This is a genomic window from Acidovorax sp. ACV01, assembly GCF_014851495.1.
GTDB lineage: Bacteria > Pseudomonadota > Gammaproteobacteria > Burkholderiales > Burkholderiaceae_C > Acidovorax > Acidovorax radicis.
In genome coordinates this window covers 430716-446843 of the sequence record NZ_JACUZT010000002.1, presented here as the reverse complement: position 1 = coordinate 446843, position 16128 = coordinate 430716, and the positions used below count along the sequence as shown (strand labels likewise).

General features: G+C 62.9%; 17 protein-coding genes. 5 read left to right on the top strand and 12 right to left on the bottom strand.

Annotation, left to right across the window (positions count from 1 at the left end; all coding sequences use genetic code 11):
• The first annotated feature begins 30 nt into the window (after positions 1–30).
• Positions 31–477 carry a TM2 domain-containing protein gene (locus IB243_RS06585; RefSeq protein WP_010463502.1) on the top strand — a complete coding sequence of 149 codons (447 nt, stop codon included), beginning with the start codon at positions 31–33 and terminating at the stop codon, positions 475–477.
• Between the two features lie 115 nt (positions 478–592).
• Here IB243_RS06585 and IB243_RS06580 read toward each other — a convergent pair whose 3' ends face one another.
• From IB243_RS06580 to IB243_RS06530, 11 genes are all read right to left on the bottom strand, one after another.
• The gene (locus IB243_RS06580; protein WP_010463501.1) at positions 593–1603 is read right to left on the bottom strand and encodes an inorganic phosphate transporter; all 1011 of its coding nucleotides are present in this window, start codon (positions 1601–1603) and stop codon (positions 593–595) included.
• Between the two features lie 18 nt (positions 1604–1621).
• A complete protein-coding gene (locus IB243_RS06575; RefSeq protein WP_010463500.1) occupies positions 1622–2269 on the bottom strand; it encodes a DUF47 domain-containing protein in 648 nt (215 codons plus the stop codon).
• A gap of 161 nt (positions 2270–2430) precedes the next feature.
• Positions 2431–2793, bottom strand: a complete 363-nt coding sequence (locus IB243_RS06570) for a DMT family protein (RefSeq protein ID WP_029414044.1) — start codon at positions 2791–2793, stop codon at positions 2431–2433.
• Positions 2794–3025: 232 nt separating this feature from the next.
• A complete protein-coding gene (locus IB243_RS06565) occupies positions 3026–3754 on the bottom strand; it encodes an ABC transporter ATP-binding protein (RefSeq protein ID WP_010463498.1) in 729 nt (242 codons plus the stop codon).
• A 2-nt stretch (positions 3755–3756) separates the two neighbouring features.
• Positions 3757–4551, bottom strand: a complete 795-nt coding sequence (locus tag IB243_RS06560) for an ABC transporter ATP-binding protein (RefSeq protein WP_010463497.1) — start codon at positions 4549–4551, stop codon at positions 3757–3759.
• Positions 4552–4571: 20 nt separating this feature from the next.
• Positions 4572–5648: an ABC transporter ATP-binding protein gene (locus IB243_RS06555; RefSeq protein WP_010463494.1), complete on the bottom strand. Its 1077-nt coding sequence runs from the start codon at positions 5646–5648 to the stop codon at positions 4572–4574.
• 13 nt (positions 5649–5661) lie between these two features.
• A complete protein-coding gene (locus IB243_RS06550) occupies positions 5662–6591 on the bottom strand; it encodes a branched-chain amino acid ABC transporter permease (protein WP_010463492.1) in 930 nt (309 codons plus the stop codon).
• Between the two features lie 312 nt (positions 6592–6903).
• Positions 6904–8256, bottom strand: coding sequence for a replication-associated recombination protein A (locus IB243_RS06545; protein WP_192425856.1), 1353 nt, complete (start codon positions 8254–8256; stop codon positions 6904–6906).
• Positions 8257–8349: 93 nt separating this feature from the next.
• Complete coding sequence (gene lolA / locus IB243_RS06540) at positions 8350–8982, bottom strand: outer membrane lipoprotein chaperone LolA (RefSeq protein WP_192425854.1); 633 nt, start codon at positions 8980–8982, stop codon at positions 8350–8352.
• A gap of 50 nt (positions 8983–9032) precedes the next feature.
• Positions 9033–11369 (bottom strand): DNA translocase FtsK, encoded by a 2337-nt coding sequence (locus IB243_RS06535; RefSeq protein WP_057226605.1) that lies wholly within the window; start codon positions 11367–11369, stop codon positions 9033–9035.
• A gap of 73 nt (positions 11370–11442) precedes the next feature.
• The gene (locus tag IB243_RS06530; RefSeq protein WP_010463484.1) at positions 11443–12120 is read right to left on the bottom strand and encodes a Crp/Fnr family transcriptional regulator; all 678 of its coding nucleotides are present in this window, start codon (positions 12118–12120) and stop codon (positions 11443–11445) included.
• 197 nt (positions 12121–12317) lie between these two features.
• On the opposite strand from IB243_RS06530, the gene trxB reads away from it, so the two are divergent.
• The 3 genes from trxB to rpmG all read left to right on the top strand — a co-directional run bounded on the left by trxB (position 12318) and on the right by rpmG (position 13869).
• On the top strand, positions 12318–13271 hold the full coding sequence (trxB, locus tag IB243_RS06525; RefSeq protein WP_010463482.1) for a thioredoxin-disulfide reductase: 954 nt from the start codon (positions 12318–12320) through the stop codon (positions 13269–13271).
• A gap of 182 nt (positions 13272–13453) precedes the next feature.
• Positions 13454–13687 carry a 50S ribosomal protein L28 gene (rpmB, locus tag IB243_RS06520; protein WP_010463481.1) on the top strand — a complete coding sequence of 78 codons (234 nt, stop codon included), beginning with the start codon at positions 13454–13456 and terminating at the stop codon, positions 13685–13687.
• Positions 13688–13698: 11 nt separating this feature from the next.
• Entirely contained in the window at positions 13699–13869 is a 171-nt protein-coding gene (gene rpmG / locus IB243_RS06515) for a 50S ribosomal protein L33 (RefSeq protein ID WP_008904999.1), read from the top strand.
• Between the two features lie 83 nt (positions 13870–13952).
• On the opposite strand, the gene IB243_RS06510 is transcribed toward rpmG, so the two are convergent.
• Entirely contained in the window at positions 13953–15440 is a 1488-nt protein-coding gene (locus IB243_RS06510) for a PLP-dependent aminotransferase family protein (protein WP_225584777.1), read from the bottom strand.
• Between the two features lie 275 nt (positions 15441–15715).
• Here IB243_RS06510 and IB243_RS06505 point away from each other — a divergent pair, with 275 nt between their 5' ends.
• Entirely contained in the window at positions 15716–16117 is a 402-nt protein-coding gene (locus IB243_RS06505; protein WP_192425850.1) for a hypothetical protein, read from the top strand.
• The last annotated feature ends 11 nt before the right edge of the window (positions 16118–16128 follow it).

The window sequence follows — 16128 nt, the reverse complement described above, 5'->3', positions numbered from 1 at the left end:
TCGGGGCGGCCCGACGATGAATAATGCCCCATGAAAAATAAAACTCTGGCGGCCTGGCTCGCCTTCGTGGGCGGGCCGCTGGGCCTGCACCGCTTCTACCTGCACGGGCTCACCGACATGCTGGGATGGCTGCTACCGATCCCGACGGCGCTGGGCATTTACGGTATCCAGCGTGTGCAGCAGCTGGGCCAGGACGACCACTACAGCTGGATGCTGATTCCCCTGCTCGGCTTCACGATTGCAGGCTGCGCATTGCAGGCCATCCTGTTTGCGCTCAAAACGCCTGAGGCCTGGAACGCACGCTACAACCCCACGGCCGCACCCGACGCCCCGGCGGGCAGGACCCAATGGATCACCATCGGCGCCATCGTGGTCTCGCTGATGGTCGGTACCGCCGTGCTGATGGCCAGTCTCGCGTTCAGCTTTCAGCGGTATTTCGAGTACCAGATCGAGGAAGCCCGCAAGATCTCGCAGTGACCTCACAGGCTCCCAAGCAAACGCCCCATTGAATTTGCATTCAAATGGGGCGTTCGCGCTTATCCATATTGCGTGACTAGCTATATGTTTTATATCTACCCGGGAATTTTGACCCTCAGAACATCTGCAGGCTGATCCAGTACGCCACGGCGGCCACAAACGCGCTGGCAGGAATGGTCAGTATCCAGGCCCAGACGATGTTGCCCGCCACGCCCCAGCGCACGGCGCTGGCGCGCTGGGTGGAGCCAACGCCCACGATGGCACCCGTGATGGTATGGGTGGTGGACACCGGAATGCCCAGCGTGGTCGCCAGGAACAGGGTCAGCGCCCCACCCGTTTCGGCACAGAACCCGCCCACGGGCTTGAGCTTGGTGATCTTCTGGCCCATGGTCTTGACGATGCGCCAGCCGCCGAACATGGTCCCGAGGCCGATGGCCACATAGCAGCTCACAATGGTCCACGTGGGGGGCGACGCGTCGGATGCGGAAGAGTACCCCGTCGCTATCAGCAGCAGCCAGATGATCCCGATGGTCTTCTGGGCGTCATTGCCACCGTGGCCCAGGCTGTAGGCCCCTGCAGACACCAGCTGCAGCCGGCGGAACCACTTGTCCACCTTGCTGGGCCGCGCCCGCCGGAAGATCCACGCAACACCCACCATCATCAGAGAACCGAGCGCAAAGCCCAGCAGCGGCGAAACGAAGATGAACGCCACCGTCTTGAGAATGCCGGCGGACACCAGGGCACCAGCCCCCGCCTTGGCAATCACGGCACCCACGATGCCACCGATCAGCGCATGCGAAGAACTGCTGGGGATACCGTAGTACCAGGTGATCACGTTCCAGGTGATGGCACCCACCAGGGCACCAAACACCACGTGCGTATCCACGATGCCGGGCTGCACGATGCCTTTGCCCACCGTGGCGGCCACGCTCAGGTGAAAGACGAAGATCGCCACGAAGTTGAAGAACGCCGCGAACAGCACGGCCTGTGCAGGCTTGAGCACCCCGGTGGACACCACCGTGGCAATCGAATTGGCGGCGTCGTGGAACCCGTTCATGAAGTCGAACAGGATCGCCAACGCCACGAGCAGGACCACAACCCAGAGGGCCGTTTGTACGGTTTCCATGCTGGTCAGCCCGCCGGATCAGGAGTTTTCGAGGACGATGCCCTCGATGCAATTGGCCACGTCCTCGCACTTGTCGGTGATGGTCTCCAGCAGCTCGTAAATGGCCTTGAGCTTGATCACCTCGCGCACATCGGGCTCTTCGCGGAAGAGCTTGCTCATGGCGCTGCGCATCACGCGGTCCGCGTCGGATTCGAGCTTGTCGATCTCTTCGCAGGTCTTGAGTGCGGCCTCGGCCACGGCCGGGTCGGCGATCTTGTCGAGCAGTTTGACGGCATCGCGCAGGCGTTCACAGCACTTGAGGCTGAGGTCCGTGAGGCGCGTGATCTCTTCCGTCATGTGGCGTACGTCGTACAGCGCCATGGTCTCGGCAGAGTCCTGGATCAGGTCGGCCACATCGTCCATCGTGTTGATCAGCGTGTGGATCTGCTCACGGTCGATGGGGGTGATGAAGGTCTTGTGAATGGCCTTGTTCACTTCGTGCGTCACGCGGTCAGCGGCACGTTCGGCGTTGTCCACGTCCTGGTTGTACTTGTCACGCAGGTGCGGGTCGTTGTAGTTGGCCACCAGTTGCGAGAAAGCCCTGGCCGCCTCGACGATGCGGTCCGCATGCTGGTTGAACATTTCGAAAAAATTGCCTTCGCGTGGCAACAGCTTGGCAAACAGCATGGGGGCTCCTGGATCGGGATCGATTTTTTGAAAAAGAGGCAAAGCCATGACATTGGCATGACTTTTTGGTGACCGGGCGAGTTTAACCGGGTGTCCCCGCCTCTCGACCACGGGGCACGCGCGCGAATGCAGGGCACCGCGCGCCTTCTTTCTCTTCTCGATCAGGCGCCGCGGAAAATGAAATACACCGCCCCCACCAGGCACAGCCCCGCCCAGAGATAGTCCCATTTGAGCGGCTGGCCCATGTAGAACACCGCAAACGGCACAAACACCGCCAGTGTGATCACCTCCTGCATGATCTTGAGCTGCCCGACATTGAACTGCGTGAAGCCGATGCGGTTGGCGGGCACCTGCAGCAGGTATTCAAACAGCGCGATGCCCCAGCTCACCAGCGCTGCGGTGTACCAGGGTGAAGTGGCCAGGTTCTTGAGGTGCCCGTACCAGGCAAAGGTCATGAAGACGTTGCTGGCCACCAGCAGCAACACGGTCTGGAGCGGGATGGGCAAGGATTGCAGGAAGTTCATCGACATGCAGCGACGGGCGGTAGGTGGGCGGGTGGGTGGCTGGACAGCAGCAAATTATGAACAAAATTGGTGCCTGGCGCCGGATACACATCCGTCAATAGCTATAAAAAATATAGCAATCAATGCATTGATCGAAAATCTGCACACCATAAAAAAAAGGCACTGCCACATGGCAGTGCCTTGCATGAACCAAGCTTTGCGAGCGCCCAGACGACTAGACGCTGGCGTTGGCTTACTCGCCCAGGTAGGCTGCGCGCACCTTGGGGTCGTTGAGCAGTTGCTGGCCCGGGCCCGACATGGTGATCAGGCCGGACTCCATCACGTAGCCACGGTCGGCAATCGCCAGCGCACGGCTGGCGTTCTGCTCCACCAGCAGGATGGTCACCCCCAGGGCGTACACGTCACGCACCACTTCAAAGATCTTGTCCACCATGATGGGCGACAGGCCCATGGAGGGCTCGTCCAGCAGCAGCACCTTGGGCTGGCTCATCAGCGCACGGCCCATGGCCAGCATCTGCTGTTCGCCGCCCGACATGGTGCCGGCCAGCTGGTCCTTGCGTTCACGCAGGCGCGGGAAGATGGTGAACATCTTTTCGATGTCGGCCAGGATGCCCGCCTTGTCGCGGCGCGTGTAGGCGCCCATCTGCAGGTTTTCGGTAATGGTCATGCGGGCGAACACGCCACGGCCTTCCGGCACCATCACCAGGCCCTTCTTCACCAGGTCCCAGGCGCCCTTGCCCTTGATGCTCTCGCCCAGGTACTCGATGCTGCCATCGTTCATGCCCAGGGTGCCGGTGATGGCCTTCATGGTGGTGGTCTTGCCGGCGCCGTTGGAGCCGATCAGCGAGACCAGTTCACCCTCGCGCACTTCAAAGTCCACGCCCTTGACGGCCTGGATACCGCCGTAGGCCACTTTCAGTCCCTTGACCTGCAGCAGTACCTTGTTGGATTTTTCGGCCATTCTCAATGTCCTCCGGTGCCCAGATAGGCCTCAATCACTTTTTCGTTCTTCTGCACGGTGGCAGGCGTGCCTTCGGCGATCTGCTTGCCGTAGTCGAGCACCGTCACGCGGTCGCACAGGCCCATCACCAGCTTCACGTCATGCTCGATGAGCAAGATGGTGCGGTTGTCGTTGCGGATGCGGTCAATCAGCTCGCGCAGCAGCACCTTTTCGGTGGCGTTCATGCCCGCAGCGGGCTCGTCGAGCGCGATCAGTTGCGGATCGGTGGCCAGTGCACGGGCAATCTCCAGGCGGCGCTGGTCGCCGTAGGAGAGGGTGCGCGCCTTGTAGTCGGCAAACTTGCCAATGCCCACATAGTCGAGCAGTTCCTGCGCACGCTTGGCGATGGCAGCCTCCTCTTCCTTGAAGCCCTTGGTGCGCAACACGGCGCCCAGCAGGCCGGACTTGGTGCGGATATGGCGGCCCACCATCACGTTTTCCAGCGCCGTCATTTCTGCAAACAGGCGGATGTTCTGGAAGGTGCGCGCAATGCCCGCCTTGGCCACTTCATGGACAGCCGTGGGCTCGTAGGGTTTGCCGGCCAGCTCGAAAGTGCCGCTGTCGGGCGTGTAAAGACCCGTGATCACGTTAAAGAAAGTGGTCTTGCCAGCCCCATTGGGGCCGATCAGGCCATAGACTTGGCCACGCTCGATGGTGATGCCCACGTCGGAGAGGGCTTGCAGGCCACCAAAACGCTTGGAAATGCCTGCAACCTTCAGCACCACGTCGTTGGCCGAATTCTTGATGTTCTCTGCCATGTTCTAACTTTCTGCGGTGTTCAGGTCTTCTGCGTGAGGCTCTTGCCATGGTCGGGCGCAGGCCACAGACCACGGGGACGCAACAGCATGATGATGATCATGGCCAGCGCAATCAGCAGCTGACGCAGGATGGCGGAGTCCAGACGGCCGTCCGTCATGGCCTGCAGCGGGCCCGCCACATAGCGCAGCACTTCGGGCAGGGCCGACAGCAGCACGGCACCCAGGATCACGCCAGGGATGTGGCCAATACCGCCCAGCACCACCATGGCGACGATCATGACCGACTCCATCAGGCTGAACGACTCGGGCGACACGAAGCCCTGGAACGCACCGAACATGGCGCCCGACACGCCGCCAAACGAGGCGCCCATGCCAAAAGCCAGCAGCTTCATGTTGCGGGTGTTGATGCCCATGGCCTTGGCGGCGATCTCGTCCTCGCGGATGGCCATCCAGGCGCGGCCAATGCGCGAATCCTGCAAGCGATAGCAGATCACGATGGACACCACCACCAGGATCAGGAACAGGTAGTAATACAGCGTGACCGAGCTGATGTCGAAGCCGAACAACTCCAGGCGCTTGCCCAAGTCCAGCCCGAAGATCTTGACCGAATCGATCTGGCCCAGGCCCTTGGGTCCGTTGGTCAGGTTGGCGGGATGGTCCAGGTTGTTCAGGAAAATACGGACGATTTCACCGAAGCCGAGCGTCACGATAGCCAGGTAGTCGCCGCGCAGCTTGAGCGTGGGCGCCCCCAGCAGCGCCCCGAAGAACGCCGCCAGCAAGGCCGCCAACGGTATGACCAGCCACAGCGAGGTGTGCAGGCCGTTGGGGAACATGGCGGCAAAGGCCGCAAAGTTGTCCGCAAGGTGCGGCGAAGCCATCAAGGCAAACAGGTAGGCGCCCACGGCGTAGAACGCCACATAGCCCAGGTCCAGCAGGCCGGCGTAGCCGACCACGATATTCAGGCCCAGGGCCAGCAGCACATACAGCAGCGCCAGGTCGGCAATGCGCACCCAGGCGTTGCCGAAGGATTGCAGGATCAGCGGCAGCACCAGCAGCGCGACCGCGCCGATGATCCAGTTGGTTTTTGTGTTCTTCATGGTGTGGGGCTCCTCAGGCGCGATCGGCCACACGCTCACCCAGCAGGCCCGAGGGTCGCAGCGTCAGGATGATGATGAGCACGATGAACGCAAAGATGTCGGTGTAGTGGCTGCCCAGGAGGCCGCCCGTCAAGGTGCCGATGTAGCCCGAGCCGATGGCTTCAATGAGGCCCAGCAGAATGCCGCCCACCACTGCGCCCGCCAGATTGCCGATGCCGCCGAACACGGCCGCCGTGAAGGCCTTGAGGCCGGGCAGGAAGCCCATGGTGTGCTGCGCCGTGCCGTAGTTGGAGGCATACATGATGCCGGCGACGGCTGCCAGGATGGCGCCGATGATGAAGGTGGCGGAGATCACCATGTCAGGCTTCACGCCCATCAAGGACGCAACGCGTGGGTTCTCGGCCGTGGCGCGCATGGCGCGGCCGAGGTTGGTGTGGTTGACCAGGTACACCAGCGAGGCCAGGGCCACTGCGGTCACGCCCAGGATCAGGATCTGGGTGGGGGTGATGAACGCGCCGCCGATCTCGAAGGGCGAGCTGGGCAGCATCGTCGGATAGGGTTTGTAGTTGGGCTTCCAGATGATCATGGCCAGCGTCTGCAGCAGGATCGACATGCCGATGGCCGTGATCAGGGGCGCCAGGCGTGGACTGCTGCGCAGAGGGCGGTAAGCCACTTTTTCGATCACGAAGTTGAGGGTGGCTGCGACCACGCAGGCAATGATGGTCGCGAGCAGCAGGATGACCCAGCCGGGGGCGCCGGGCATTGCGCCCTGCATCATTCCTATACAGCTCCAACTGGTCAGAGCCCCGATCATGAGCACTTCGCCGTGGGCGAAATTGATCAGCTGAATAATGCCGTACACCATCGTGTAGCCCAAGGCTATCAAGGCGTACATGCTGCCGAGTACCAGACCGTTGATGATCTGTTGCAGCAAAATGTCCATAAGAGAAGTCCTTCGTTTGTAACGTACCCACCGCTTTGGCACCGGAATCGGTACAGCCTTGTGGGCCCGACTGCCATCTAGCAAAAAACCCGCCAGAAGTGCAGCTGTGCGGGTTTGTGGACGGGATTGTAGCGAGTAGTCACAAGCGGCCCCCACCAAGCCGGGCGGGGTTTTCCCTCGGGTTGGCGGCACATCAGCGGGCAACGCAATCCATAAGCTCACATGATGCAAGCAGGAAAATTGATGTGCAAACTTATTACCAGACTCATGCCAAATCAGCATGACACGGATTGCGGCCTTTGCGGGCCGGGCTCAGGACTTTTCGTCCGACCCGTCCTCAAAATCTGCTGAAACATTGCGCGCGCGCAGCTCACGCAACTTCTGTGCAATCTTGATTTCGAGGCCCCGCTCCACCGGCGCATAAAAACCGGGCGCTGGCATGCCCTCGGGCAGGTAGTTTTCGCCCGCGGCAAAGCCGCCCTCTTCGTCGTGCGCGTAGCGGTAGCCCTTGCCGTAGTCGAGCTCTTTCATGAGCTTGGTCGGTGCATTGCGCAGGTGCATGGGCACCGGGCGGGTGCCATCCTGCTTCACCCAGGCGCGGGCGGCGTTGTAGGCCTTGTAGACAGCGTTGGACTTGGGCGCCATCGCCAGGTACACCACACATTCGGCGAGGGCCAGCTCGCCCTCGGGGCTGCCCAGGCGTTCGTAGACCTCGGTCGCGTCCAGCGCCAGGCGCAGCGCGCGCGGATCGGCCAGGCCGATGTCTTCGCTGGCCATGCGCACCAGGCGCCGCGCCATGTAGCGCGGGTCGGCGCCGCCATCGAGCATGCGCACCAGCCAGTACAGAGCGGCGTCCGGGTCGGAGCCGCGCACGGATTTGTGCAGCGCGCTGATGGTGTCGTAGAACTGCTCGCCACCCTTGTCGTAGCGGCGCATGCGTTCGCCCAGCACCTTGAGCAGCCAGGCGTCGGTGATCTCGGCCAGCTTCTCCTGCGTGGCTGCCATGGCCAGGGTTTCGAGCGTGTTGAGCAGGCGGCGGGCATCGCCATCGGCATAGGCCACCAGGCGGTCGATTGCTACATCTTCGATAGCTGGCAGCGCTTTCTCTGCCTGCGCCAGGGCCACTATTTGCTTCAAATCCTCTTCGGACAGCGGTTGCAGCACATACACCGCAGCACGCGACAGCAACGCGGAATTGACCTCAAACGAAGGGTTCTCGGTGGTGGCGCCGATGAAGGTGAACAGGCCTGACTCGACATGCGGCAGGAAGGCATCTTGCTGACTCTTGTTGAAGCGGTGCACTTCATCGACGAACACGATGGTGCGCTGCTGCATCAGGCCATCGCGCGCCGCCTCGGCGCGCTCCACGGCCTCGCGGATGTCCTTGACCCCACCCAGCACGGCGCTGATGCTGATGAACTGCGCGTCGAAGGCATCGGCCATGAGCCGCGCGATGGTGGTCTTGCCCACACCCGGCGGGCCCCAGAGGATGCAGCTGTGCGGACGGCCCGATTCAAACGCGAGCCGCAGCGGCATGCCCGGGCCCAGCACATGCTGCTGCCCAATCACCTCGCCCAACGTGCGGGGCCGCAGGCGCTCGGCCAGGGGCTGATGGGCCGAGGGGTGGGCCTGGGAAGGTGCGGCAGAGGCACTGCGTGCTGCCATGTTCGTGTCCTGTCTACGTCAGCTGATTTTCAAGCAAAATTGGACTCTAGCGCTTACCCATAAAGCGCGGGCAGCTATCTTTTTCGCAGCGACTTACTGTTTGACCACATCCGCCCCAGCCGGCGGCTTGAACTGGAAGGTGCTGGCGGGCAGCGCCGCATTGGCCTGCATGCCGGTAAAACGAATCAGCGAACGCTGGCCAAAACTGTCCAGGATGTCCAGGGCCGCCAGCTGCTCGCCCGCAAATCCCACACGCACGCTCTTGAGCTGGCCGTCCTTGGTCTTGGGGCTGGCCAGCACCCACTGCAGGCCGTCCTGGTCGGGTGAGGTCTCCAGCGCGAACTCGGCCTTGAGCGCCGACAGGTCGGGGGCCGATGCCAGAAGCGCGGCGGGCGTGCTGCCGAGCGCCTGAGACTGCGAGCGCTGGGTGACCTGATTCAGGTCCACGTCGTAAAGCCACAGAGTCTGGCCGTCGGCCACGATGGTCTGCTCGAAAGGTTTCTTATAGACGAACTTGAAGCGCCCGGGGCGCTGAAACTCAAAGCTGCCGGTCGATGTCTTGGTGCGTGCAGTTTGACCATCCTTGGGAGGCGAAGTCACGGTCTGCGTGAAATCCGCCTTGCCCGTTTGCGTGCCCTTCATAAACGATTCCAGGCTTTTCAGGCCATCAGCGCTTGCCAGTGTTGCGCTTGCAGCTATCAAAATTGCAGTAACGGTCTTTTTCAACAAAAACTCCTGTGGGGCACGGGCCGGGCTTGGCGCCCTGCGTGGGTCATTCACTCACTACGCGCTGGCACCAAAACCTCGCGCTGGCCGCTGGTGGTGAGGCCACTGACGAGTCCGGCCTTTTCCATGTCTTCCAGCAAACGCGCCGAGCGGTTGTAGCCAATGCGCAGCTTGCGCTGCACGTACGAGATGCTCGCCTTGCGGTCCTTGAGCACCACCTCGACGGCCTGGTCGTACATGGGGTCTTTCTCACCCCCGTCGCCGCCGCCCTCCCCTGACAGATCCCCCTCGCCATCCACAGTTCCGCCTTCGAGCACACCTTCTATGTAGTCCGGCTCCCCTTGTTCCTTGAGGTAACTGACGACACGGTGTACTTCCTCGTCCGACACAAAGGCGCCGTGCACCCGGATCGGCAGGCCCGTGCCGCTGGCCATGTAGAGCATGTCGCCCATGCCCAGCAGGGCTTCGGCGCCCATCTGGTCCAGGATGGTGCGGCTGTCGATCTTGGAGCCGACCGAGAACGCAATGCGGGTGGGAATGTTGGCCTTGATCAGGCCCGTGATCACATCCACACTGGGGCGCTGCGTGGCCAGGATCAGGTGGATGCCGGCCGCACGCGCCTTCTGCGCCAGTCGGGCGATCAGCTCTTCGATCTTCTTGCCCACCACCATCATCAGGTCGGCCAGCTCGTCGATGATGACCACGATGTGCGGCAGGCGCTGCAGCGGCTCGGGCTCTTCGGGCGTCAGGCTGAAGGGGTTGTAGATGAACTCCTCGCGCGCCTTGGCCTCGTCGATCTTGACGTTGTAGCCCGCCAGGTTGCGCACACCGAGCTTGGACATCAGCTTGTAGCGGCGCTCCATCTCGGCCACGCACCAGTTCAGGCCGTGCGCCGCCTGCTTCATGTCGGTGACCACGGGCGCCAGCAGGTGCGGAATGCCTTCGTAGACCGACATTTCCAGCATCTTGGGGTCGATCATCAACAGGCGCACATCCCGCGCCTCGGCCTTGTACAAGAGCGAGAGGATCATCGCGTTGATCCCCACCGACTTGCCCGAGCCGGTCGTCCCTGCCACCAGCACGTGCGGCATCTTGGCCAGGTCTGCCACCACCGGGTTGCCCACGATGTCCTTGCCCAGGCCCATGGTGAGCATGCTCTTGGCCTCGTGGTAGACCTGTGAGCCCAGGATCTCGGACAGACGGATCGACTGGCGTTTGGCGTTGGGCAGTTCCAGCGCCATGAAGTTCTTGCCCGGGATGGTCTCCACCACGCGGATGGACACAAGGCTGAGCGAGCGCGCCAGGTCCTTGGCCAGGCCCACGATCTGCGAGCCCTTCACGCCCGTGGCGGGCTCGATCTCGTAGCGTGTGATCACGGGGCCGGGCATGGCGGCTACCACGCGCACTTCCACGCCGAAATCCTTGAGTTTCTTCTCGATGAGGCGGCTGGTCATCTCCAGCGTCTCGGGTGCCACGGTCTCCTGGCGCTGCAGCGGGCCGTCGAGCAGGTCCACCAGCGGCAGCTTGCTGTCGGGCATCTCGGTGAACAACGGCTTTTGGCGCTCCTTCACCACGCGGGTGCTCTGCGGCACATCCACCAGGATGGGTTCGATGATCTGGATCGGCTGAGGGTGGTGCACTTCGCTCTCGGTGCGTTCTTCGAGCACCACCACTTCGCGCTCGCGCGCGGCCTTGCGGCCCACAGCCACGTCCTTGGCCACTTCGCGCTTGGCCAGGCGCGATTGCACGAGCGCATCGATGCGCGAACCCAGCGACTCCGCCACGTGCCCCCACGAAAAGCGGAACACCAGCGCCGCGCCCAGCACCGCCAGCACGATCGACAGCAGGGCCGAGCCGGTATAGCCCAGCCACTTCACGCTCGCGGGCCCCACGACATAGCCCAGCACGCCACCGGCGTGCCCGCCCGGCAGCAGGGATTCGAACCGGTACAGGCGCGACCACTCCAGGGCCGTGCTGGCGCACATCAGCAGCACGAGCCCACCCCAGAACAGCGCGCGGCGCTGCATCGGGCTGGCGGCGCCCGGCACCTGCTCGCCACCACGCATCCAGCGCGCCAGCGACGACAGCCAGGCCCTCACACCTGCCGCCACACACCACCACACGGAAAAGCCCAGCGCAAAGTAGCTGCCGTCGGCCAGCCAGGCGCCAAAGCGGCCCGCCCAGTTGGCCACCATGCGGACCTCGCGCGAGCCGGAATTGGAAAACGCAGCATCCTGCGCGGAATAGCTGGCCAGCGCCAGCAACCAGAAAACCAGGGCCAGCAGCCCGACCATCAGGCCAATTTCATGGCCAAAACGGGCAGCGCCCGTGCGCGGCGGCGACTTGGCCGCAGCCGATGCATTCAGGGTATTAAGGGAATAGGTCATAAGCGTGCCGGGCGAGCTTACCCCATGCACCACAGGGGATTGGCGCCTGGGCTGACATCCGCCGGCTCGGCGTTCAGCCCAGCGCGTTCAGGCGGTCCTTGAGCAGCGTGGCACCACTGGGCAGCGCCTCGATGAAGCCACGCTCTTCCAGGTCTTTCATCACGCGGCTGACCATCTCGCGCGAGGCCCCCACCATCTTGGCCAGGTCCTGCCGGGAGATTTTGTCCTTGATCACCAACTGGCCCTGGGCATCGGGTATTGCAAAGTCCAGCAGGGCATGGGCCACGCGCCCATACACGTCCAGCAACGCCAGTGACTCGATCTTGCGGTCGGCATGGCGCAGGCGCTTGACCAGCCCCCGCATCACGACCAGCGACATCGAGGCGTTCTCGGTCAGGCAGCGGGCGAACTCGGCGCGGCCCAGCATGAGCACGTCGGTCTGCACCTCGGCGCGCACCGTGGCCGAATGGGGTTCGTTGTCGATGATGCTCATCTCGCCCAGGTAGTCACCCTGCGAGAGCGTGGCCAGGATCACCTCGCGCCCCCGGCTGTCGGAGGTCATCACCCTGGCACGCCCCGTGAGCAGGATATACAGGGCGTTGGATTTTTGCCCCTGCTCCACCAAAGGCTCGCCGCGCTTGAACCGGCGCTTGATCACCGCACCGCTGATCACCTCGGCCTGGGCCACCGTCAGCAGCGAGAACAAGGGCACCCGGCGCAGCAGGTCCAGGTTGGACAACATCGTCGACATGAAAACATCTCCTCTCAGGGGCGCGACCCAACCGGAGCCGCAGCGGGTTATGAAGGGACTCTCAATGGGTTCTTACAATCGCCGAGATTGAAAAAGGCGCTGCCCGCGTGAGCGGCGCACGGTTGATACTTGCCGGTTCAACCCCCAGTTTCCCCAACAGCGCCGCATGTAGCGGGCGCAAAACACAGGCTTTTACCATGTCCACCACCCAACACGCGAAAGTTCTGATCCTCGGCTCTGGCCCTGCAGGCTACACCGCAGCGGTTTATGCCGCCCGCGCCAACCTGAACCCGGTGCTCATCACCGGCATGGCCCAGGGTGGCCAGCTGATGACCACGACCGAGGTGGACAACTGGCCCGCCGACGTGCACGGCGTGCAGGGCCCGGACCTGATGCAGCGTTTTCTGGAGCACGCAGAGCGCTTCAAGACCCAGATCATCTTCGACCACATCAACAAGGTCGATTTCAGCCAGCGCCCCTTCACGCTCACGGGCGACAGCGGCACCTACACCTGCGACGCGCTGATCCTGGCCACGGGCGCATCGGCCAAATACCTGGGCCTGCCGTCGGAAGAGGCCTTCATGGGCAAGGGCGTGTCCGGTTGCGCCACCTGCGACGGCTTCTTCTACCGCGAGCAGGACGTCTGCGTGGTGGGCGGCGGCAATACGGCGGTGGAAGAAGCGCTGTACCTGTCCAACATCGCCCGCAAGGTCACGCTGGTGCACCGCCGCGACAAGTTCAAGGCCGAGCCCATCCTGGTGGACAAGCTCCACGAGAAGGTCGCTGCCGGCAAGATCGAGCTCAAGCTGTTCAACACGCTCGACGAGGTGCTGGGCGACAACACGGGCGTGACCGGCATCCGCATCAAGAGCACCAAGGACGGCAGCACCGAAGACATCAAGCTGCAGGGCTGCTTTATCGCCATCGGCCATGCGCCCAACACCGAGATCTTCCAGGGCCAGCTGGAAATGGAGAACGGCTACATCATCACGCAGGGCGGCCTCAAGGGCTTTGCCACCCAGACCAGCGTACCGGGCGTGTTCGCCGCAGGCGACGTGCAGGACCATGTGTACCGCCAGGCCATCACCAGCGCGGGCACGGGCTGCATGGCTGCACTCGACGCCCAGCGCTTCCTGGAACAAGAGTCTTGATGAAAAACTGGGCAGCAGGCTATAATCTGCTGCTTTGCTGAATTCGGCCCGTTTTTGCGGTCCTTTCGAAAAAGGCAAATCGGGTTACCGCCACCCTTTCTGGCGAGGTGAGGCCGCAAGCCAACCTGGGCAAACAAGTCCAGGGCCCAGCGAGCGGCCGTTAAAAGTATCGGAGTGTCCTCATGGCACGCGTCTGCGACGTAACGGGCAAGAAGCCCATGACGGGGAACAATGTTTCCCACGCCAACAACAAAACCAAGCGCCGGTTCCTGCCGAACCTGCAATACCGCCGTTTCTGGGTTGAGACCGAAAACCGCTGGGTTCGCCTGCGTGTTTCGAGCGCTGCCCTGCGTTTGATCGACAAGAACGGTATCGACTCGGTGCTCGCAGACCTGCGCGCACGTGGTCAGGCTTAAGGAGAAGCACCATGGCAAGCAAAGGCGGACGCGACAAGATCAAGCTGGAATCCACTGCGGGTACTGGCCACTTCTACACCACGACCAAGAACAAGAAGACCATGCCCGAGAAAATGCTGATCATGAAATTTGATCCAAAAGCTCGCAAGCATGTGGAATACAAGGAAATGAAGCTGAAGTAATCGTTCAGCCTCGTCTTCCCCCAAAAAACCGCCCGGACCCCGGGCGGTTTTTTTATGCCTGTTTTTGCCTGCGCCTGCTTGCCCTACGCAGCCTTGCGCGACGGAAAGGGCTGCTGCGCGGCCAGTTGATCCGCCATCAAGGCGCCCAGCGTGCGGTAGCCCTCCTCCACCTGCGTCGTGAAGGGCATGCCGCAGCTCAGGCGCAGAAAATGCTCATAGCGCCCCGTGTTGGTGAACATGGGCCCAGGGGCAATACGTATGCCGCTCAGCAGCGCCTGGTCGTAAAGCCGTGTGGACGAGATGCCGACCGGCAGCTCCAGCCACAGGCTCAACCCACCCGGCGGCAGGCTCAGCCGCGTACCCGCCGGAAAGTAGCGGGCCACAGCCCGCGCGGACTGCTCCCGCTGGACGCGCAGCTGTGCGCGCATGCGGCGCATGTGGCGTTCGTAGGCCGGTGAATCCACGCTGCGCGCGGCCAGCAGCTGCGACCACGTCTGCATGTTGCGCGTGCGGGCGAACTTGAGCATCTGCACCCGGGCCTGCCAGCGCCCCGCACTCATCCAGCCCTGGCGCAGGCCCGGGGCAAAACTCTTGCTGAGCGAGGCACAGTAGATCACCTGGCCCGCATCCCCCTGACGGTCCCAGGCCTTGGCCGGACGCAGAACGTGCGGGGACTCCACGAACTCGCGGTAGATATCGTCCTCGATGAGGGCCAGGCCGTGCTCCACGCACAGGGCTACCAGGCGCTCCTTGTGTGCGTCGGGCATCACGCTGCCCTGCGGCATCTGCAAATGGGGCACCACCACCACGCCTCTGAGCCGGGGCTCGTTGCGTGCAGCCAGCTCCAGCGCCTCCAGTGATATGCCGGTGTGGGGGCTGCAGGGGATCTCCAGCGCGCGCAGCCCACGCACCTCGATGGCCTGGAGGATGCCGAAGAAGGTGGGCGATTCGACGGCAATCACATCGCCCGGCTCGGCCACCGCATCCAGGGCCAGGTTGACCGCCTCGGAGTTTCCATGGGTTGCGCCAATGTCTGCAGGGGCCACACAGACCCCAAAGGTGAGCGCATGCCGCGCCATGGCTTGCTGGAACTCGGGATGCGTCGTAGGTGCCGATGGGCCATACACCAGGATGTCCGGCTGCTCCCGCAGCAAGCCCTGCGCAAGCCGGTTGAGCGCCTTCGCATCGAACAGGCTGGGTGCCGGCATCGCGCTGCCCAGGTCCAGCGGCAGAGGACCCGCACGGCGGGCCTTGTCCAGAAAAACCGAAATGCGCTCGTTGATACCCGCAAAGACATGGAGATCACTGGCCAGGGGTTCATGCACCTCGGGCTCACGCGCACCCGGTAGCACCACGCCGCCCAGCCCACGCACGAAGTAGCCCACGCGCTCGCGCGCTTCCACACGGCCCTGGGATTCAAGATGGCGCAGCACCTGCAGCGCCGTCGTCAGGCTCACCTGGTGGCGCTGGCACAGCTCGCGCACGGATGGCATGCGCATGCCGGGCGTCAGGCTGCCTGCAGCGATGGCCTGTTCATACAAAGCTGCCAGTTGGCGATAAAGGGGAGTCATACGGGTATCAGAGAGACGTGACATGGCTCGTAGCTCGGGAAACTGTTGCAGCCCAGACGCAGGCGCGAGGCTGCAGGCAGAGGCATCGTGTCCTAACGCCACCTGCGGGTACAGATACAGGAAAGGACAGAAAGAACCATAACAGCACGCCAGCAATTGCGGCTGTTCTACCCCACCAAGCTGACGCGTGTATCTGTCGCCGCAGGACGGCATTTCTTACGCTAAAGCCCTCGCCACAGCCTTTCACAGTCTTTTTCACCAGGAGCATCTACACCATGAAAACGGACATCCACCCCAAGGCAACCACAGCCCCCTTCGCGGTCCACATCGCATCCGGTCAAATCCTGTGGGTCTGCCTTCCGCCCGGCAGCGTTTTGCACACCACCCAGGGGGAAATCACCATACTTTCGGCCCCCTGCTCCTATGGATACGCAGTGCACTCACCACCACGGGCCGTCTTGAAGGCAGGTGCCCAATTGCCACTGCCGAGGCATGACCGGGCCACCTGGATGCAACTCAGCAGCACCACAGACGGCCCCGCAGAGATCAAGATTGTGGAAAGCATGCCCGAAGCCGGGCTGCGGCAGAAAGCTTGGGCGCTTCTGCGGACGATCTTCGCGGGCCGCAAAAAAGAGCAGCCGGATGGAGCGTATGGCGCGTTGCACGCCGCACGATGAACAAAGGGTGT